Source organism: Streptomyces sp. NPDC093065 (assembly GCF_044754585.1).
Lineage (GTDB): Bacteria > Actinomycetota > Actinomycetes > Streptomycetales > Streptomycetaceae > Streptomyces.
The window spans coordinates 91,075-110,541 of the sequence record NZ_JBIVPJ010000024.1 but is presented as its reverse complement, the minus strand read 5'-3'; the positions used below and the strand labels follow the sequence as shown (position 1 = coordinate 110,541).

Annotated in this window: 17 protein-coding genes; all 17 read left to right on the top strand. The window is 72.9% G+C overall.

The window, feature by feature from the left end; all coding sequences use genetic code 11:
* The 17 genes from ACIQFU_RS32220 to ACIQFU_RS32140 all read left to right on the top strand — a co-directional run bounded on the left by ACIQFU_RS32220 (position 1) and on the right by ACIQFU_RS32140 (position 19,464).
* On the top strand, positions 1-951 hold the full coding sequence (locus ACIQFU_RS32220; RefSeq protein WP_402556288.1) for an ABC transporter permease: 951 nt from the start codon (positions 1-3) through the stop codon (positions 949-951).
* Positions 948-1,826, top strand: coding sequence for an ABC transporter permease (locus ACIQFU_RS32215; protein ID WP_402556286.1), 879 nt, complete (start codon positions 948-950; stop codon positions 1,824-1,826). The genes ACIQFU_RS32220 and ACIQFU_RS32215 overlap by 4 nt, the downstream gene beginning before the upstream one ends.
* Positions 1,823-3,700 carry an ABC transporter ATP-binding protein gene (locus tag ACIQFU_RS32210; RefSeq protein WP_402556284.1) on the top strand — a complete coding sequence of 626 codons (1,878 nt, stop codon included), beginning with the start codon at positions 1,823-1,825 and terminating at the stop codon, positions 3,698-3,700. Before ACIQFU_RS32215 ends, ACIQFU_RS32210 begins: the two co-directional genes overlap by 4 nt.
* Before the next feature lie 44 nt (positions 3,701-3,744).
* Entirely contained in the window at positions 3,745-4,566 is an 822-nt protein-coding gene (locus ACIQFU_RS32205) for a class I SAM-dependent methyltransferase (RefSeq protein ID WP_402556282.1), read from the top strand.
* Between the two features lie 241 nt (positions 4,567-4,807).
* The gene (locus ACIQFU_RS32200) at positions 4,808-5,476 is read left to right on the top strand and encodes a GntR family transcriptional regulator (protein ID WP_402556280.1); all 669 of its coding nucleotides are present in this window, start codon (positions 4,808-4,810) and stop codon (positions 5,474-5,476) included.
* Positions 5,473-6,381 (top strand): dihydrodipicolinate synthase family protein, encoded by a 909-nt coding sequence (locus tag ACIQFU_RS32195; RefSeq protein ID WP_402556278.1) that lies wholly within the window; start codon positions 5,473-5,475, stop codon positions 6,379-6,381. The genes ACIQFU_RS32200 and ACIQFU_RS32195 overlap by 4 nt, the downstream gene beginning before the upstream one ends.
* A complete protein-coding gene (gene araD, locus ACIQFU_RS32190) occupies positions 6,378-8,108 on the top strand; it encodes an L-arabinonate dehydratase (protein WP_402556277.1) in 1,731 nt (576 codons plus the stop codon). The genes ACIQFU_RS32195 and araD overlap by 4 nt, the downstream gene beginning before the upstream one ends.
* Positions 8,109-8,221: 113 nt before the next feature.
* Positions 8,222-9,157: a carbohydrate ABC transporter permease gene (locus ACIQFU_RS32185; RefSeq protein WP_402556275.1), complete on the top strand. Its 936-nt coding sequence runs from the start codon at positions 8,222-8,224 to the stop codon at positions 9,155-9,157.
* Complete coding sequence (locus tag ACIQFU_RS32180) at positions 9,154-10,050, top strand: carbohydrate ABC transporter permease (RefSeq protein WP_402556273.1); 897 nt, start codon at positions 9,154-9,156, stop codon at positions 10,048-10,050. The genes ACIQFU_RS32185 and ACIQFU_RS32180 overlap by 4 nt, the downstream gene beginning before the upstream one ends.
* On the top strand, positions 10,047-11,204 hold the full coding sequence (locus ACIQFU_RS32175; RefSeq protein ID WP_402556271.1) for a Gfo/Idh/MocA family protein: 1,158 nt from the start codon (positions 10,047-10,049) through the stop codon (positions 11,202-11,204). Before ACIQFU_RS32180 ends, ACIQFU_RS32175 begins: the two co-directional genes overlap by 4 nt.
* Positions 11,201-12,046: a PmoA family protein gene (locus ACIQFU_RS32170; RefSeq protein ID WP_402556269.1), complete on the top strand. Its 846-nt coding sequence runs from the start codon at positions 11,201-11,203 to the stop codon at positions 12,044-12,046. Before ACIQFU_RS32175 ends, ACIQFU_RS32170 begins: the two co-directional genes overlap by 4 nt.
* The gene (locus tag ACIQFU_RS32165) at positions 12,043-13,602 is read left to right on the top strand and encodes a family 43 glycosylhydrolase (RefSeq protein ID WP_402556268.1); all 1,560 of its coding nucleotides are present in this window, start codon (positions 12,043-12,045) and stop codon (positions 13,600-13,602) included. The genes ACIQFU_RS32170 and ACIQFU_RS32165 overlap by 4 nt, the downstream gene beginning before the upstream one ends.
* A gap of 63 nt (positions 13,603-13,665) precedes the next feature.
* Positions 13,666-15,036 carry an ABC transporter substrate-binding protein gene (locus ACIQFU_RS32160; RefSeq protein ID WP_402556266.1) on the top strand — a complete coding sequence of 457 codons (1,371 nt, stop codon included), beginning with the start codon at positions 13,666-13,668 and terminating at the stop codon, positions 15,034-15,036.
* 129 nt (positions 15,037-15,165) lie between these two features.
* Positions 15,166-15,972 (top strand): rhamnogalacturonan acetylesterase, encoded by an 807-nt coding sequence (locus tag ACIQFU_RS32155; protein ID WP_402556264.1) that lies wholly within the window; start codon positions 15,166-15,168, stop codon positions 15,970-15,972.
* A 37-nt stretch (positions 15,973-16,009) separates the two neighbouring features.
* Positions 16,010-17,344, top strand: a complete 1,335-nt coding sequence (locus ACIQFU_RS32150; protein WP_402556263.1) for a polysaccharide lyase family 1 protein — start codon at positions 16,010-16,012, stop codon at positions 17,342-17,344.
* A 72-nt stretch (positions 17,345-17,416) separates the two neighbouring features.
* Positions 17,417-18,550: a pectinesterase family protein gene (locus tag ACIQFU_RS32145; protein ID WP_402556261.1), complete on the top strand. Its 1,134-nt coding sequence runs from the start codon at positions 17,417-17,419 to the stop codon at positions 18,548-18,550.
* A 116-nt stretch (positions 18,551-18,666) separates the two neighbouring features.
* Positions 18,667-19,464 (top strand): HAD family acid phosphatase, encoded by a 798-nt coding sequence (locus tag ACIQFU_RS32140; protein WP_402556260.1) that lies wholly within the window; start codon positions 18,667-18,669, stop codon positions 19,462-19,464.
* Positions 19,465-19,467: the final 3 nt, after the last annotated feature.

Sequence of the window (19,467 nt, the reverse complement as noted above, 5' to 3'; positions counted from 1 at the left end):
ATGCTCCGATACGCCACCCGGCGGCTGCTGCTCGCCCTGTGCCAGCTCGCGGTGCTCGCCGTCCTCGTCTTCCTCCTGACCGCCGTCCTGCCCGGCGACGCGGCCGAGGTCCAGTTCAACGAACTCGCCATCGACCCGGCGCAGGTGACGGAGCTGCGCCACCAGATGGGCCTCGACCGGCCGCTCGCCGAGCGCTTCGCCACCTGGGCCGGGGCCATGCTCACCGGCGACCCGGGCACCTCGCTCGTCGGGGGCGAGCCGGTCGGCTCCATCGTGTCGGGCTCGCTGGGCGCCACGCTGACGCTCGCCGCGGTCACCCTCGTGATCCTCGTGCCGCTCGCGGTCGGCCTCGGACTGCTCATGGGGCTCAGGGAAGGCAGCCGCACGGACAGGACGCTGTCCGGACTCACCCTCGCCCTGAACTCCGTACCGGACTTCGTCCTCGCGCTCACCCTCGTCGCCGTGGTCTCACTGCGGCTCGGCTGGCTGCCCTCCACCTGGCTGGGCGCGGACGCCGGGGACCTGCTGGCGCGGCCCACGCTCCTGGTGCTGCCGGTGGCCGTGCTGCTGGCCCGCACCGTGTGCCTGCTCTCCCGGCAGATACGCGCCGGCACCGTCACCGCCCTGCACGCCGGGTACACCGTGCAGGCCAGACGGCTGGGCGTGCCGCGCGGCCGGCTCGTGCTGCGCCACGTGCTGCCGGGCGCCGCCGTCCCCGGCGCCCAGGAACTGGCCAGAACCGGAGACCAGTTGCTCGGCGGCGTCCTGGTCGTGGAGGCCGTCTTCGCCGTGCCCGGCACCGCCACCGCGCTGATCGACGCCGTGCAGAGCCGCGACATCCCCACCGTGCAGGCCCTGACCCTGCTGCTCGCCACCATCGGCCTGGCGCTCAACCTCGCCGCCGACCTCGTCTCCCACCGGCTCGCGCCCCGCACGGAGGTGCTGCGATGACGGCCCGCCGCCGCCCCTCGCTCCTGACGGCCCTCTCGGTCCTGTTGCTCGCCGTCCCGGTGACCGTGGCCGTCGCCGGGCCGCTGTTCGCACCCGCGATCGCCACGCCCGACGGCGCGCCCTACGTCCTCGGCGACGGGCACCCGCTCGGCACCGACGGCATGGGCCGCGACGTGCTCGCCCTGCTGCTGCGCGGCGGACCCAGCGCGCTCGGCGTCGCCTGCTGCGCGGTGGCGCTCGCCTACGTCGCCGGCGGCACCCTCGGCCTCGCCGCCGCCGTCACCCGGCACCGCTGGGTCGACGAACTGCTGCTGCGGCCGGTCGAGGTCGTCCTGCCCGTGCCCTCGCTGCTGGTCATCAGCGTGGTGGGCCTGGTCAGGCACGGCAGCGCGGTCGCGATCGCCCTCGCGGTGGCCGCGATCGGCGTCCCGGCCGTCGCCCGCCTCGTCCGCGCCGCCGCCCTCGACGCCGCCAGCGGTCCGGTCGTCGAGGCGATGCGGCTCCAGGGCGAGTCCTGGCCCCGGATCGTCTTCGGCTACGTCGGCCGCGCCGTCCTGCCGGTCGCCGCCGCGGACGCCGGCACCCGGGTCGGCACCGCGGTCTTCACCGTCGCCGCCGCGAACTTCCTCGGCCTCGGCCTCGAACCGACCTCGCCGGACTGGGGTGTGACCATCGCGGGCAGCCGCGAGGCGCTGCTGGTCCAGCCGTGGGCGGTGTGCGCGCCCGCCGCCATGCTGGTGATGTTCACCGTCGGCCTGAACCTGCTGTCGGACAGTCTGATCAAACGCCGGGGGTACGGCAGTACGCGGAGCGCCCCGGCGCGGAAGCCGGCCGCCGTCGTGCGCGCGGGCAGGGAAACGGAGGCCGTGCGGTGAGGCCCGTGATCGAGGTGGCGGGGCTGACGGCGGTCACGGACTCCGCCGTCCTGCTGCACGGCGTGGACCTGGAGGTGCTCCCGGGCCGCGTCACCGCGCTGGTCGGGCCCTCCGGGAGCGGCAAGACCACCACCGCGCTGGCCCTGCTCGGCGAGGCCCAGCCGGGCGTACGGCTGCGGGGCTCGGTACGGGTCGCGGGCAGCGCCGTGGTGGACGACGGAGGTGTCACCGCGGGGGCGGCGGCGGTACGCGGCTCGACCGTCGCCTACATGCCGCAGCACCCGGGCAGCGCCCTGAACCCGGCCCGCCGGACGGGCGCGGTGCTCCGCGAGCTGTCCCGGCTGCACGGCAGGGAGGGACGGGAGGGGACCGACGGCGGCCGCCGGGCGCCGGGCGGTGGGGGTGGGACGCCGGGTGGCCCGAGCCGGCGGGCGCGGGCACGGGACGGCGCCGCCGAGGCACTGCGGCTGGCGCAGCTCCCGGACACCCGGGACGTACTGCGGCGCTTCCCGCACCAGTTCTCCGGCGGACAGCGGCAACGGGTCGCCCTCGCACAGGTGCTGGCCTGCGGCCCGCGTGCCCTGGTGCTCGACGAGCCCGGCACCGGCCTGGACACGGTGACCCGGATGGGCCTCACCCGCGAACTCGCCGACCTCGCCCGCACCGGCATCGCGATCCTCCTCCTCAGCCACGACCACGCCATGGTGCGCGCCCTGGCCGACCACGTGGTCGTGCTGGAGTCGGGCCGCGTCACGGCCGCCGGGCCCGCCGACGAGGTCCTGCCGGGTCCCGCGCCGAGGGCACCGGGATCCGGGCCGGTGCCCGGCCTCGCGGGGCTCGCGGACGCCGCGGGGACGCCGCCGTCCGTGGACCCCGGTGCTCCCCGAGCGGGTGCCGAAGGCCCGGTGACGGCTCGGTCCGCCGTGCGCGTCGGCTCCGGCACTCCCGCGGCGGGCGCCGCTTCCGGCGCGGCTGCCGCGGGAGCGGGTGTCGCGGGGCCGGGCGCCGAGGGTGCGGCGCCTGCCCGGTCAACTGCCCCCGGGTGGCCCGAAGTGTCCGTCGCCCCGTCCGGCCGGCCCGGTCTCCTGGTCGCCGAGGAACTGTCCGCCTGGCTGCGGCCGGGGCGGCGCGGCGAGGTGCTGAGCGGCGTGTCGCTGGCCGTCGGTCCGGGCGACTGCCTGGCCGTCGCCGGGCGTTCCGGCAGCGGCAAGACGACGCTGGCCAGGTGCCTGGCCGGGCTCCACGAGCGCCACGACGGGCGGCTGCTCCTGGACGGCGTACCCCTGCCGGTGCTGCGCCACCGCGACCGCACGGCCAAGCGCCGCGTGCAGTACGTGTGGCAGGAGGTGCGCGGCTCCTTCGACGAGCGCCGCACCGTGCTCGACCAGGTCGCCCGCACCGCCGTACGCCTGCGCGCCCTGGCCCCCGCCGAGGCGGCCACCGGCGCGGCCGAACTGCTCGCGCGGCTCGGCGTCGGCGAGGAGACCGCACGCCGGCGCCCCGAGGCACTGTCCGGGGGCGAACTGCAGCGCGCCGCCTTCGCCCGCGCCGTACTGGCCGGACCCGACGTCCTGGTCTGCGACGAGATCACCACCGCCCTGGACGCCACCGCCACGCAGTTGGTGGTGGCCGAAGTGGGCCGGCTGCGCCGCGAGTCGGGCACCGCGGTGGTGTGGATCGGCCACGACCTGGGCCTGCTGCGGACGGTCGCCGACCGGCTGCTGGTGTTGGACGGCGGCCGGGTCGTGGAGGAGGGCGCCTGCGCCGGCGTACTCACCGCGCCGCGCGCCGAGGCCACCCGCCTGCTCCTGCGCGCCGAACACCTCGCCCCCGCCACGCCCGCCCCCGCCGTACGACCCGCCGTACGTCCCTGATCCGACCGACACCAGCGAACCGACCAGCGTCACGAGAGGCACCCATGCCGGAGACCAGCACGACCACCCCGACCACCACGAACGCCCCCGACCCCACCATCGACTGGCGGGCCTGGCAGACCAGCTGGGACCGCCAGCAGGAGTGGTACATGCCCGACCGCGAGGAGCGCTTCCGGGTGATGCTGGACATGGTGGAGGCCGTCGCGGGCCCCGAGCCGGTCGTCCTGGACCTCGCGTGCGGCACCGGAAGCATCAGCGACCGCGTGCTGAGGCGCTTCCCCGGAGCCCGGACCACCGGCGTGGACATCGACCCGGTGCTGCTGACGATCGCCCGCGGCCACTTCGCCGGGGAGGACCGCGCGGCGTTCGTCACGGCGGACCTGACGGACCCGGCGTGGACCGAGGCGCTCCCGCACCGCTCCTACGACGCCGTGGTGACCGCGACGGCGCTGCACTGGCTGGACACCGATCCGCTGCGCAAGCTGTACGGCGACCTGGCCGGGGTGGTCCGCGAGGGCGGCGTCTTCCTCAACGCCGACCACATGACCGACGAGTCCGCGCCCCGCATCAACGCCGCGGCGCACGCCTTCCACGTCGCCCGCAAGGAGCGCGAGCAGGCGGCCGGGGCCCAGGACTGGGCGAGCTGGTGGACCGAGGCCGCCGAGTCCCCCGCCCTCGCCGAAGCGGCAGCCGAGCGCTTCGCCCGGCTCGGCGACCCGCGCCGCACCTCCGACGCCGCCGCGGTCGTGCGCGACCGGCCCACCACCACCGTGTGGCACACGGACACCCTCCGCGCCGTCGGCTTCGCCGAGGCCCGCCAGGCCTGGTGCTCGCCCAGCGACGCCCTGGTGGTCGCCCTGCGCTGACCCGGGCGCGGCCCGCGAACAACTCCGGTGGGGGCGGGGGGAACGGCAGTCGCGTTCCCCCCGCCCCCGCAACTTTCTTCGTCAGAAGCATTGACGCGCCCCCACGCCCCTCTTACCTTCAACGCGTCGTACTTCGTACGTCATATATGAGACGCGATACGCGAGATCTGATGTCAGGGCCCGGTGCCGGGAGCGGACGTCCGAGGTCCGCGCATCCGACGCGAGATTCCGAGAGGCGCGCATGACCTCTGTGCCCACGCCGATCCCCTCCCGCACGCAGTACGTGCTGGAGGAGATCAAACGCCGCATCCTCACCGGCCGGCTGACGCCCGGCCAGGCCCTGGTCGAGACCGACCTCGCCGCACAGTTCGGGGTGTCCAAGACACCGGTGCGCGAGGCGCTCAAGACGCTGGCCGGTACCGGGCTGGTCGTGATGAGCCAGTACAAGGGCGTCACCGTGCGCATGGTGGACGCGGACATGGCGCGCGAGGTCTACGACGTCCGCCTGCTCCTGGAGCCCGAGGCGCTCCGGCGCGCCGTGCTCCGCGAAGCCTCCCTGGACGCCGCCCGGGACGCGCTCACCCGCGCCGACCGGGCCACGGACACGGCCGAACGGTCGCTCGCCAACCGCGAGTTCCACCGCGCCCTGTACGTGCCGTGCGGCAACCCGCTGCTCGGCCGGATGCTCGACGAGGTCCGCGACCAGGCGGCGCTCGTCTCCGCGGTCGCCTGGGCCGCCGACCCCTCCTGGGAACGGGAGGCCGGCGAGCACCAGGAGATCCTGCGCCTCGCCCTCGCCGGTGACGCGGACGGCGCGGCCGGCGCCCTGCACGCGCACATCGCGTCGTTCGTCGAGCGGGCCTTCCCCGAAGCGGGGAGCGCGGCCCAGGAAGAGGACGGTCAGGCATGACAGCGACGTTCGAGACCCAGCGGGCGGCCCTGGCCGACGTGGTGGCGATCCCGGTGACCCCGTTCGCCGAGGACGGCACCGTCGACCCCGCCACCTACCGGGCCCTGCTGCGTCGTCTCCTCGACGGTGGCATCACGACGCTCACCCCCAACGGCAACACCGGCGAGTTCTACGCCCTCGATCCGGCTGAGCGCCGCCTCGTCACCGAGCTGACGATCGAGGAGGCGGGGGAGCGCGCGGAGATCCTGGTCGGCGTCGGCCACGACGTGCCGACCGCGGTCGCCTCCGCCCGGCACGCCCGCGACCTGGGCGCCTCCATGGTGATGGTCCACCAGCCCGTCCACCCCTACGTCTCCCAGGGCGGCTGGGTCGACTACCACCGCGCCATCGCCGGGGCCGTGCCCGAACTGGGCGTCGTGCCCTACCTGCGCAACCCCCAGCTGCCCGGCGCACGCCTCGCCGAACTCGCCGACGCCTGCCCCAACGTGATCGGCGTGAAGTACGCCGTCCCGGACGCCGCCAGGTTCGCCGCGTTCGCCCGCGACGCCGGCCTCGACCGCTTCGTCTGGGTCGCCGGGCTCGCCGAGCCGTACGCCCCCTCGTACTTCAGCGCGGGCGCCACCGGCTTCACCTCGGGGCTGGTGAACGTCGCCCCGGCCGTTTCGCTGAACATGATCGAAGCGCTTCGATCGGGTGATTATCCGGCCGCCATGAAGGTCTGGGAGCAGATCCGCCGCTTCGAGGAACTGCGCGCCGCCAACGGCTCCGCCAACAACGTCACGGTGGTCAAGGAGGCCCTCGCCTCGCTGGGCCTGTGCCGACGCGAGGTCCGTCCGCCGAGCAAACCGCTGCCCGAGAGCGAGCGCGCCGAGGTCGCCGCCATCGCCGCGGGGTGGTCCATATGACCCCCAGGAAGTCCCCGGAAGAGCTGCGCAGCCACCAGTGGTACGGCACGGACGGCCTGCGCTCCTTCAGCCACCGCGCCCGCACCCGCCAGCTCGGCTACCTGCCCGAGGAGCACCTGGGCAAGCCCGTCATCGCGATCCTCAACACCTGGTCCGACATCAACCCCTGCCACGTCCACCTGCGCGACCGCGCCCAGGCGGTCAAGAGGGGAGTCTGGCAGGCGGGCGGCTTCCCCCTCGAATTCCCGGTCTCCACGCTCAGCGAGACCTTCCAGAAGCCGACCCCGATGCTCTACCGCAACCTCCTCGCCATGGAGACCGAGGAGCTGCTGCGCTCCTACCCGGTCGACGGCGCCGTGCTGATGGGCGGCTGCGACAAGTCCACGCCCGCCCTGCTGATGGGCGCCGCCAGCGTCGACCTGCCCGCCGTCTTCGTGCCCGCAGGTCCCATGCTCCCCGGGCACTGGCGCGGCCAGACCCTCGGCTCCGGCACCGACATGTGGAAGTACTGGGACGACAAGCGGGCCGGCCTCATCGGCGACTGCGAGATGCAGGAGCTGGAGAGCGGCCTGGCCCGTTCGCCCGGCCACTGCATGACGATGGGCACCGCCTCCACGCTGACCGCCGCCGCCGAGGCCCTCGGCGTCACGGTCCCCGGCGCCTCCAGCATCCCGGCCGTCGACTCCGGGCACGACCGGATGGCCGCCGCGGCCGGGCTGCGCATCGTCGAACTGGTCCACCGGGACCGGAAACTGAGCGACATCCTCACCGCCGACGCCTTCGAGGACGCCGTCACCACCGTGCTCGGCCTCGGCGGCTCCACCAACGCCGTGATCCACCTGATCGCCATGGCGGGCCGCGCGGGCGTCACCCTCACGCTCGACGACTTCGACCGCATCGCCCGCACCGTCCCGGTGCTGGCCAACGTCCGCCCCGGCGGACAGACCCACCTGATGGAGGACTTCCACTTCGCCGGGGGCCTGCCCGGCTTCCTCTCCCGCATCACCGACCTGCTCCACCTGGACCGGCCCACCGTCTCCCACGACACCCTGCGCGAGCAGCTGGCCGGCGCCCTCGTCCACCACGACGACGTCATCAGGACCCGCGACAACCCGGTCGCGAGCGAGGGCGGGGTGGCCGTGCTGCGCGGCAACCTCTGCCCGGACGGTGCCGTCATCAAGCACATCGCCGCCGAGCCGCGCCTGCTCAAGCACACCGGTCCCGCCGTCGTCTTCGACGACTACCGGACCATGCAGCGCACCATCAACGACCCGGAACTGGGCATCACCGCCGACAGCGTGCTGGTGCTCCGCAACGCCGGGCCCAAGGGCGGCCCGGGCATGCCCGAGTACGGCATGCTGCCCATCCCCGACCACCTGCTCAAGCAGGGCGTGCGGGACATGGTCCGGATCTCGGACGCCCGGATGAGCGGCACCAGCTACGGCACCTGCGTGCTGCACGTGGCCCCCGAGTCGTACGTCGGCGGACCGCTCGCCCTGGTGCGCACCGGCGACTCCGTCACCCTCGACGTCGAGGCCCGCACCCTCCGGCTCGACGTGGACGACGAGGAGCTGGAGCGCCGCAGGGCCGCCTGGTCGCCGCCGCCCGCCCGCTACGAGCGCGGCTACGGCGCGCTCTACAACGAACAGATCACCCAGGCCGACACCGGCTGCGACTTCGAGTTCCTGGCCCGCCCCGGCAAGGTGCAGGACCCCTACGCCGGCTGAGCCCGCCGACGGCGGGACCCGGCACACCCCTGCCCGTGCAGAAAGCGCTTCCCCCGGCTCCGTGAACGCCCGCACGACGTACCAGAGATGACGTACCAGAACGGAGAACTGTCATGGCCCAAGCCGCAGCCGTGGCGAAACCGCCCGCGCCACCCCGGCGGCGCCGTGCCTCGGCCACACCGCGCAGGCTCCCGTACCTGCTGATCGGACCGGCCGCCCTGCTGATGCTGGGCTTCATCGCCTACCCGGTCATCAGCGTCTTCTACTACAGCCTGCAGGACTACAACCCCACCAAGCCGTGGCGCAACGGCTTCGCGGGCTTCGACAACTTCGTCAGGATCTTCACCGACGACGCGGTCTTCTGGGACACCCTCGCCTTCAGCGCCAAGTGGGTCTTCGTCGAGGTCGGACTGCAGCTGCTGTTCGGACTGGCGCTGGCGCTCATCGTCAACCAGACGTTCGTGGGCCGCGGCATCGGACGGGCGCTGGTCTTCTCCCCGTGGGCGGTCTCCGGCGTCCTCACCTCGGCGATCTGGGTGCTGCTCTACAACTCCCAGACCGGCGTCACCCGTTACCTCGCCGACATGGGCATCGGCTCGTACGGCACCAGCTGGCTCTCCGACACCTCGACCGTGTTCTCCGCGGCGGTGGTCGCCGACCTCTGGCGCGGCGTGCCCTTCTTCGCGATCCTCATCCTCGCCGACCTCCAGTCCGTCTCGAAGGACCTGTACGAGGCCGCCGAGGTCGACGGGGCCAGCCGGCTCAAGCAGTTCTGGCACATCACGCTGCCGCACCTGAAGGACGCCATCATCCTGTCCACGCTGCTGCGCGCGGTGTGGGAGTTCAACAACGTCGACCTGCTCTACACCCTGACCGGCGGCGGACCCGCGGGCGAGACCACGACGCTGCCCCTGTACATCGCCAACACCAGCGTCGACGCCCACGACTTCGGCTACGCGTCGGCCCTCACCACGGTCGCGTTCGTGATCCTGCTCTTCTGCTCGATCGTCTACCTGCGGCTGAGCAAGTTCGGAGGCGAGAACAAGTGATCACCAAGGAGGCCCCCGCGGCCGCCCCCGCCCCCGCGCGGGTCGCCCCCGCACCGCCGCGGCCGGGCAGGAAGCGCCCGGCCTGGGACGAGGTGCCCCGCTGGCAGATCTATCTGCCGCTCGGGATCTACCTGGTCTTCACGCTGATCCCGTTCTACTGGATCCTGCTCTTCGCGGTGCGACCGGCCGGCTCGACCTCGCTCGTGCCCTGGCCGATGACCACCGACCACTTCGAGAAGGTGTGGACCGACCGTGGCTTCGGCACCTACTTCACCAACAGCGTGTACGTCGGCCTCGCGACCCTGGTGATGACCACGCTCGTCGCCCTGGCCGGCGGCTACGCCCTCGCCAGGTTCGACTTCGGGATCAAGCGGGGCTTCATGCTCGCCCTGCTCTGCTCCCAGTTCGTGCCCGGAGCGCTGCTCCTGGTGCCGCTGTTCGAGATCTTCGCCAAGCTTCAGATGATCAACTCGCTGGGCAGCGTCATCATCGCCGAGACGGTCTTCCAGCTGCCGCTGTCGATCATCCTGATCAGCAACTTCATCAAGAACGTGCCGTACTCCCTGGAGGAGGCCGCCTGGGTCGACGGCTGCGGACGGTTCCGGGCCTTCCGGATCGTCGTACTGCCGCTGCTGCGGCCGGGCCTGATCGCGGTGGGTTCCTTCGCCTTCGTGCACTCCTGGAACCACTTCCTGTTCGCCCTGATGTTCCTCAACAACCAGCACAAGCAGACCATCCCGGTCGGCCTCAACTCCCTGATGAGCGCGGACAGCGTCGACCTCGGCGCGCTCGCCGCCGGCGGCATCGTCGCCGCAGTCCCCGTCGTGATCGTCTTCGCCTTCATCCAGAAGTGGCTGATCACCGGATTCAGCGCCGGGGCGGTGAAGGGATGAGCCCGGTTCCCGTCGTCCTCGCCGGCGCCCGCGGCCACGGCCGCCAACACCTCGCCAACATCCGCCGCCTGGAGCGGGCGGGACTGGTCCGGCTGGCCGGCATCTGCGAGCTGACCCCGCTGACCGAGGAGGAGGCCGGGGGAGAACTCCCCGAGCAGTCCACCGACTTCGGCGCCCTGCTCGACTCCACCGGCGCCCGGATCGCCGTGATCTGCACGCCGATCCCCACCCACACCGACCTCGCGCTGACCGCCGCCCGCCGAGGCGTGCACCTGCTCCTCGAAAAGCCCCCCGCGCCGTCGTACGCCGAGTTCCGCCGCATGGCCGACGGGGTCGCCGAGGCCGGCGTCGCCTGCCAGATCGGGTTCCAGTCGCTGGGCTCGCACGCCGTGCCGGCCGTCCGCGAGCTGGTCGCCCAGGGCGCGATCGGCGAGGTCGTGGGCATCGGCGGGGCCGGCGCCTGGGTGCGCGACGAGGCCTACTTCCGCCGGGCGCCCTGGTCGGGCAGGCGGCGGCTGAACGGCGCCGACGTCATCGACGGCGCGCTGACCAACCCGCTGGCCCACGCCGTCGCCACCGCGCTCGCGCTCGGCGGCACCACCCGCGCCGAGGACGTCACCGGCATCGAGACCGAGCTGAGCCACGCCAACGACATCGAGGCCGACGACACCTCCTGCGTACGGATCGGCACCGTGCGAGGGCACCGCGTCACCGTCGCCGCGACCCTGTGCGCGGAGCGGGCCGACGAGCCGTACGTCCTGGTGCACGGCTCCAGCGGCCGCGTCACCTTCTGGTACAAGCAGGACCGCGTGCTGCTCCAGCGCGGCGGGCACGGCCCCGAGGAATTCCACCACGGCCGCACCGACCTGCTGGAGAACCTGGTCGACCACCTCACCACCGGCGCCCCCCTGCTGGTGGCCCCGGACGAGACGGGCGCCTTCATGCGGGTCGTCGAGGCGATCCGCCGGGCACCCGACCCCGAGCCGCTGCCCGCCGCCGCCTGGCGCCGCGCCCCCGACGAGGACCGCCGTGTCGTCCCCGGCATCGACGCCCTCGTGGCCGCCGCCGCCGACACCCTCTCCCTCTACTCCGAACTGGGCGCGCCCTGGGCGCCGCGCACCGAGCATTCGCCATACGAGGTGAGCACCCGATGACCGGCAACGACTCCCCGGTGCTGCGCGTGGCGGGCCGCCCCGTCGCCCGGTACGTGACCAGGCCCGAACTGCCGTACCGGCTCTCCCCGCGCCCCTGCCTGCACCCCGTCACCACCCTGGCCGGCACGGCCGTGACCGAGTTCGGCCCCGCCGACCACCTCCATCACCTCGGCGTCGGTGTCGCCGTTCCCGACGTCGAGGGGCACAACTTCTGGGGCGGGCGCACCTACGTCCGCGACCGAGGACCCACCGAGCTGGACAACCACGGCACCCAGCGGCACACCGCCTTCCAGCTCCGCGACCCCGACGGCTTCGTCGAGGAACTGCGCTGGGCCGCCGGCGGCGCCGAGCTGCTGCGCGAACGCCGGACGGTCGCGGCCACCGAACTCACCGCCACCGCCTGGGCGCTGGACTTCACCTTCTCCCTCACCAACACCACCCCGGACCCGCTCACCATCGGCAGCCCCGCCACCAACGGGCGCCCCGGCGCGGCCTACGGCGGCTTCTTCTGGCGCGCCCGCAAGGAGAGCGCGGCGCCCAGGGCCTTCACCGCCGACCGGGACGGCGAGCGCGAGGTGCACGGCAGCCGCGCCGACTGGCTCGCGCTGGCCGGGGAGAACTGGTCGCTGGTGTTCGCCGGCGCCACGGAACGCACCCGGCGCGACCCGTGGTTCGTGCGCACCGAGGAGTATCCGGGCGTCGGGTCCTCGCTGGCCCACGACGACCGGCTGACCGTCGCCGCGGGCGACACCCTGGTCCGCCGCATCGTCACCGTCGTCGCCGACGGCCGCCTCGACGCCGACGGTGCCGCCGCCCTCGTACGCAAGGCGGTGAGCCCGTGAGCCCCGAGACCGCCGCCGAAAACCCGGGGACCTACACCAACCCCGTCCTGAACGCCGACTGGTCCGACCCGGACGTCGTCCGCGTCGGCGACGACTTCTACCTGACCGCCTCCAGCTTCGGCCGTGTCCCCGGCCTGCCGCTGCTGCACTCCCGCAACCTGGTCGACTGGACCCTGGTCGGGCACGCCCTGGAGCGCCTGGAGCCCGAGCGGGAGTTCGCCCGGCCCCGCCACGACTGCGGCGTCTGGGCGCCGGCCCTGCGCCACCACGCGGGCCGCTTCTGGATCTTCTGGGGCGACCCCGACCAGGGCGTCTTCCAGGTCAACGCCCCCGACATCCGGGGCCCGTGGACCGCACCCCACCTGGTCAAGTCAGGCAAGGGCCTGATCGACCCCTGCCCCCTGTGGGACGAGGAGACCGGCGAGGCCTTCCTCGTGCACGCCTGGGCCCGCTCCCGCTCCGGCATCAAGAACCGTCTCACCGGCCACCGCATGCAGCCCGACGGCACCGGACTCCTCGACGACGGCAAGGTGATCGTCGACGCCGACCGGCTCCCCGGCTGGTTCACCCTGGAGGGCCCCAAGCTCCACCTGCACGAGGGCTGGTACTGGATCCTCGCCCCCGCCGGTTCGGTGGAGACCGGCTGGCAGGGCGCCTTCCGCTCCCGCGACTTCTTCGGACCGTACGAGGAGAAGGTCGTCCTGGAGCAGAAGGACACCGACGTCAACGGCCCCCACCAGGGCGGCTGGGTGCGCACGGCGTCCGGCGAGGACTGGTTCCTGCACTTCCAGCAGCGCGGCGCGTACGGCAGGGTGGTCCACCTCCAGCCGATGCGGTGGGACCGCCGGGGCTGGCCGGTCCTCGGCGACGACGGCGCCCCGGTCACCGAGCACCCGCGTCCCGCCCTGCCGCCCCAGCCGCCCGCCGCGCCCGCGACCGACGACGACTTCCCCGGCGGACGGTTCGGCCGTCAGTGGTCGTGGACGGCCAACCCCCGCGCCGGCTGGGCCACCCAGCACGCCGGGGACGGGCTGCGCCTGACCTGCGTCCGCTCGGCCGACGCGCACGACCTGCGCCTGCTGCCGAGCGTCCTCACCCAGCGCTTCCCCGGCGAGCCCTCGGTGATCGAGGTCGAGCTGCGGCTGGACGGCGAGGAACCCGGCGCGCGGGCCGGGCTCGCGGTCCTCGGCGACGCCTACCGCTGGATCGGGCTCCAGCGGGACACCGACGGGACCGTGCACCTGGTCCACCGGTTCGCCGAGTCGGTGGCCGACGCCGAGCGGGACGCCGACCGGCCCCGGCCCGCACCCCGGGGACGGGCCCGGCTGCGGATCGAGACGGTGCCGGGGGCGCGCTGCCGCTTCTCGTACGACCTCGGCGACGGCGACCGGGGCGACGGCCCGTATCCCGTCCCCGTCGGCCGGGAGTTCGCCGCCACCCCCTGGCGCTGGGTCGGGGCGCTGCTCGGCCTGTTCGCCCTCGCTCCCGCCGGCCAGGGCCGGGCCGGCACCGCCACCTTCACCCGGTTCCGCGTCGGGCCCCACCGGACCCACTGAACCCCCACGTTGTCGTTCCACCGCTTTGTTCGATCCAGAAGACCCGGAAGAAGAGAGCCGACCATGAGGATCAGCATGCTCAGCAGCAGAGACAAAGGCACAGCCAGGCGCCGCACGTCCGCCGCCGTCGCCCTGGGGGCCGTGCTCGCGCTGACCGCCACCGCCTGCGGTGACGACGGCAGCGGGGCGGGCGGCGGCAAGGGTGCCGAGGGCAGCGGCAAGGGGAAGATCACCTTCTGGGACAACAACGGCGGTATCCGTACGGCCGTCTGGAAGGAGATCATCGCCGACTTCGAGAAGGCGAACCCGGACATCGACGTGGAGTACGTCGGGATCGCCGCCACCGAGTACCAGTCCAAGGTCGACACCGCCATCCAGGGCGGCGGCCTGCCGGACGTCGGCGGCGTGACGGCGTCGATGCTCGCGGGCTTCTCCGCCCAGGGTGCCCTGGAGCCGCTGGACGACCGGCTCGCCAAGTCCTCCCTGAGCGACAAGCTCAACAAGGACATGGTCGAGTCCCTGAAGGCCGCGGGCGGCGGTGACGGCACCCTGTACTCGATGCCGACCTCCGCCAACAACGGCGTCCTCTACTACCGCACCGACCTGTTCGAGAAGGCCGGGCTGGACGCGCCGACGACGTGGGACAAGTTCTACGCCGCCGCCGAGAAGCTGACCGACGCGGGCAAGAACGAGTTCGGCTACACCATCCGCGGCGGCTCCGGCTCCATCGCCCAGGCGTTCGACGCGATGTACGGGCAGTCCGGCATCACCTCGTTCTGGGACGCCGACAAGAAGAAGACCACCGTCAACGACCCCAAGAACGTCGAGGCGTTGGAGAAGTACGCCGCCCTCTACAAGAAGGTCACGCCGGCCGCCGACGTCAACAACGACTTCGCCAAGATGGTCGCCCAGTGGGACACCGGCACCATCGGCATGGTCAACCACAACCTCGGCTCCTACCAGGACCACGTGAAGGCGCTCGGCGTCGACAAGTTCCGCGGCATTCCGCAGCCGGTCGGCGCCTCCGGCAAGCGGGTCCAGGTGTCCAACCCGGTCGACGGGCTCGGCATGTTCAAGAGCTCGAAGAACAAGGAGGCCGCCTGGAAGTTCATCGAGTTCGCCACGTCCAAGGAGCAGAACTCGAAGTTCAACGAGTCGGCCGGACAGGTGCCGTCCAGCACCGAGGCGGCGAACGACGCGTGGATCCGGAAGGCCGAGCCGACGAAGCTCGCGGCGCAGGCGCTGAACGACGGGTCGACGACCATCGTCCAGCTGCCGTACTACCTGCCGGACTGGAACACGGTGTCCAAGTCGGAGAGCGAGCCGGGGTTCCAGAAGGTGCTGCTGGGCGACATGAGCGCGAAGGACTTCCTGGACGGGCTGGCCGAGAAGCTGAACGAGGCGCAGGCCGAGTGGACGGAGCAGATGGGCTAGTCGTTCGGTTCCCGGGTTTCGCCGTGGGTGGTCCGTGGTTCGTCGCGGGCTGCGGGCCGCCTGTGGTTGATCGTGCAGTTCCCCGCGCCCCTGGGGGACTGTCCCATCCCTTCTGAAAGGCAGACCGGCGTGTCACTCAGCCGAAGGCAAGTCACCTCAGCCGCCGTTGCCTCCATTCCCCTGGCGTTCGCGGCCACCGGCATCGCCCAGGCCGGCGGCCGCCACCGTCCCCGCACCCTCTTCGTCGCCGGGGACTCCACCGCCGCGCAGAAGTACTCCGACGCCGCTCCCGAGACGGGGTGGGGCATGGCGTTGCCCTTCTTCCTCCGCGAGGGCCTTCGCGTCGCCAACCACGCGGTGAACGGGCGGAGTTCCAAGAGCTTCGTCGACGAGGGACGGCTCGACGTCGTCCTCGGCGCGGTCCGGCCCGGCGACCTGCTGCTGATCCAGTTCGCGCACAACGACGAGAAGAGCGAGGATCCCGCCCGTTACACCGAGCCCTGGACGACGTACCAGGACTGCCTGCGGCTGTATGTCGACGGCGCGCGGGCCCGCGGGGCGCGGCCGGTGCTGGCCACGCCCGTGGAGCGGCGGCGGTTCGACGTGGAGGGGAACGCCGTGCCGAGCCACGGGGAGTACCCGGCGGCGATGCGGGCGCTCGCGCGGCGGGAGGGCGTGGCGCTGCTCGACGTACAGGCGCTGTCGCTCGCGCTGTGGCAGCGGCTCGGCGTCGAGGCGACCAAGGCGTACTTCAACTGGACCGCCACCGAGCAGGACAACACCCACTTCAACCCGCCGGGCGCGATCGCGGTCGCCCGGCTCGTCGCCCGGGAACTGCTGCGCGGGCGGGTGTCGGCGCACCGGGACGTGCGCCGGCTGGACGAGGAGATCCCCGAGTCCTGGATCAGATGGCCGGAACCTCCGGCCACCGTGTAACACCCCACCGACCCCGAGAACCAGGGAGAACCGCACCATGAGCACCTATGAATGGCATGGGCATGCCACCAGCAGAGTCGCCGCGCTCGTCGGCTGCACCGCCCTCGTGCTGAGCCTGACCGCCGCCACGGCCGAGGCCCGCCCGGGTCACCACCACCCCCGCGACACCGCCCGGCAGACGCTGCCCGCGAACGACGGCTGGGCCTCGCAGGGGACCGGCACCACCGGCGGGGCCGCCGCCGACGCCGAGCACGTGTACACCGTCTCCACCTGGGACGAGTTCCGGGCCGCCCTCGCCGCCGACGGCACCGCGCCGCGGATCGTCAAGGTCGAGGGCACCGTCGACGCCGTGTCGGAGGGCTGCGACGCCTTCGCCGCGCCCGGCTACGACTTCGACGCCTACCTGGAGAAGTACTCGCCCGAGAACTGGGGCAGGGAGACCGACCTGAGCGCCGAGCCCGACGACAGCCCCGAGGGCCTGCGCCGCGCCTCCGCCGCACAGCAGGACCGGTCCATCAAGGCGAACGTCCCGTCCAACACCACCATCATCGGCGTCGGCCGTGGCGCCGCGCTCAAGGGCGCCAGCCTCCAGATCAAGGACGTGGACAACGTCATCGTCCGCAACCTGGCCTTCGAGAGCCCCGTCGACTGCTTCCCGCAGTGGGACCCCACCGACGGGGACCAGGGCAACTGGAACTCCGAGTACGACAGCGCCGTCGTGTACGGGTCGACGCACGTCTGGCTGGACCACAACACCTTCACCGACGGCGAGCACCCCGACAGCGCGGCGCCCACCTACTTCGGCATGCTCTACCAGCAGCACGACGGCCAGCTGGACATCGTCAAGGGCGCCGACCACGTCACCGCGTCCTGGAACGTCTTCACCGAGCACGACAAGACCATCCTGATCGGCAACAGCGACAGCGAGTCCACCGCCGCCGTCGACCGCGGCCATCTGAAGGCGACCTTCCACCACAACCTGTTCGCGGGCCTCGTCGAGCGCGCGCCCCGGGTGCGGTTCGGGCAGGTCGACGTCTACAACAACCACTTCGTGGCCGGCGACGACTACGGCTACAGCTTCGGCGTCGGCAAGGAGTCCGCCCTGGTCGCCGAGCACAACGCCTTCACCCTGCCGGCCGGCGTCGGCTCCGCGAAGGTGCTCAAGCGGTGGAACGACTCGCCGCTCACCGCCGCCCACAACCGCGTCAACGGCCGCACCGTCGACCTGATCGCCGCCCACAACGCCGAGAACCCGGACGCCACCCTCCGCTCAGGCGCGGGCTGGAAGCCGACGCTGCGCACCAAGGTCCTCCCGGCCCAGGCGGTCCCCTCCGTCGTCGACCACGGCGCGGGCGCCGGCCGCCTGCGCTGACAGCCGGCCACGATCCGGGCCGGGGCGCCCGCACCGCCCCGGCCCACCCCGTCCGCCCCGAAGGAGCACCGTATGCACCGACCCGGCCCCTCCCGCAGAGGCTTCCTCCTGACCACCGCCGGGGCGGGCGCCGCCCTCGGCCTCGCCGCCGGCCCCGCCGTCGCCGGCACCCGCCCGCGCCCCTTCGGCCGGTACGGCTCACCCGCCGACCGCCGCACGGCGCAGACCCTGTACGTCGACCCGCACGGGCGCGGCGACTTCACCTCCGTCCAGTCCGCCGTCGACGCCGCCGAGGGCGACGGCTGGACGCTCGTCCTCGGCCCAGGCACCTACCGCGAGACGGTCTCCGTCGACACCGGACGCACCGGGACGACCTGGATCGGCGCCTCCGGCGATCCGCGCGACGTCGTCCTCGTGTACGACAACGCGGCCGGCACCCCCAAGCCGGACGGCTCCGGCACCTACGGCACCAGCGGGTCGGCCACCACCACCGTGCGCGCCGACGGCTTCACCGCCCGCGCGATCACCTTCGCCAACGACTGGCTGCGCGCCGACCGGCCCGACTGGACCGGCACCCAGGCGGTCGCGATCAAGGTCATGGGCGACCGGTCCGCCTTCCACGACTGCCGCTTCCTCGGCCACCAGGACACCCTCTACGCCGACACCCGCGACCTCGGCCTCTTCGCCCGCCAGTACTACGAGCGCTGCTACGTCGAGGGCGACGTCGACTTCGTCTTCGGCCGGGCGACCGCGGTGTACGAGCACTGCCACTTCCGCACCCTGGTCCGCCCCGACCTCGACGCGGCCCCGTACGGCTTCGTGTTCGCGCCGTCCACGGCGGGCGCCAACCCGCGCGGCCACCTGGTGACCCGCGGCCGCGTCAGCAGCGAGGCCCCCGACGGCTACTACAAGCTGGCCCGCCCCTGGGTGCCCAGCTCCGACCCCGATGCCCGCCCGATGCTCACCGTGCGCGAGACCCACCTCGGCGCGGGCATCGACGCGGCGGCGCCGTACGCCGACATGCGGGACGAGTACCCCTGGCAGGAGCAGCGGTTCGCCGAGTACCGCAACACCGGACCCGGCGCCGTGACCACCGTCCCGGAGAACCGGCCGCAGCTCACCCGCGCCGAGGCGGCCGCGCACACCCGGGAGGCGTACCTCGGCGACTGGCGACCCTACGACCGGCCGAACCGCGGACGGCGCTGACCGGCCCCGCGCGGCCGGCACTTGACCTGCTTGACGCGATCTTTGCCAGATACGGGGGTGCGAATCCGGCCACGGGTCTCGCGCTCACCCGGGTGACGCGCGTAGAAACCTGTGTCATGCATAAACCACTGCGCATCGCGACCGTCACCGCCGCCTGTGCCGTCGCCGGTACCGTCCTGTACGGCACGGGCGCCGCCACCGCCGGCCAGTCGACCGCGAACTCCACCCACGAGCCGTACAACATCGGGGTGCTGGCCAAGGACATCGACGCCTACTACGGCACCACGCTCGACGACGACGGCGTCTACCAGGCCTCCCCGGACAGCCCGTACGCCCACGACCTGGCCCGCGTCGACGCCGCTGCGAAGAAGCAGATCGACCGGGCGGCCCGCGCGGCGCACCACAATCACACCAGGCCAGCGGTCGTCTTCGACATCGACGACACGCTGCTCCTCAGCCTCGACTACGAGAAGAAGAACAACTACGGCTACGACAGCGCCACCTGGGCCGCCTACGTCGACCGGGCCGACCGCCCGGCCGTCCCCGGCAGCCCCGAGCTGGCCCGGTACGCCGAGAAGAAGGGCGTCGAGGTCTTCTACAACTCGGGGCTCGGCGAGGAGCAGCGCACCGCCGCCGTCGAGAACCTGAAGAAGGCCGGCTCCGACGTCAACCTCGACACCGGCCACATCTTCCTGAAGGACAAGGCCAACCCGCCCTCCTACCTGGCCCAGTGCGCCGTCCCGGGCACCTGGAAGTGCACCACCGTGCAGTACAAGGCGGGCACCCGACGGCACATCGAACGCGACCTCGGGTACGACATCGTCGCCAACTTCGGCGACCAGTACTCCGACCTCCAGGGCGGCTACGCGGACCGCACGTACAAGCTGCCCAACCCGACGTACTTCGTCGAGTAGCCG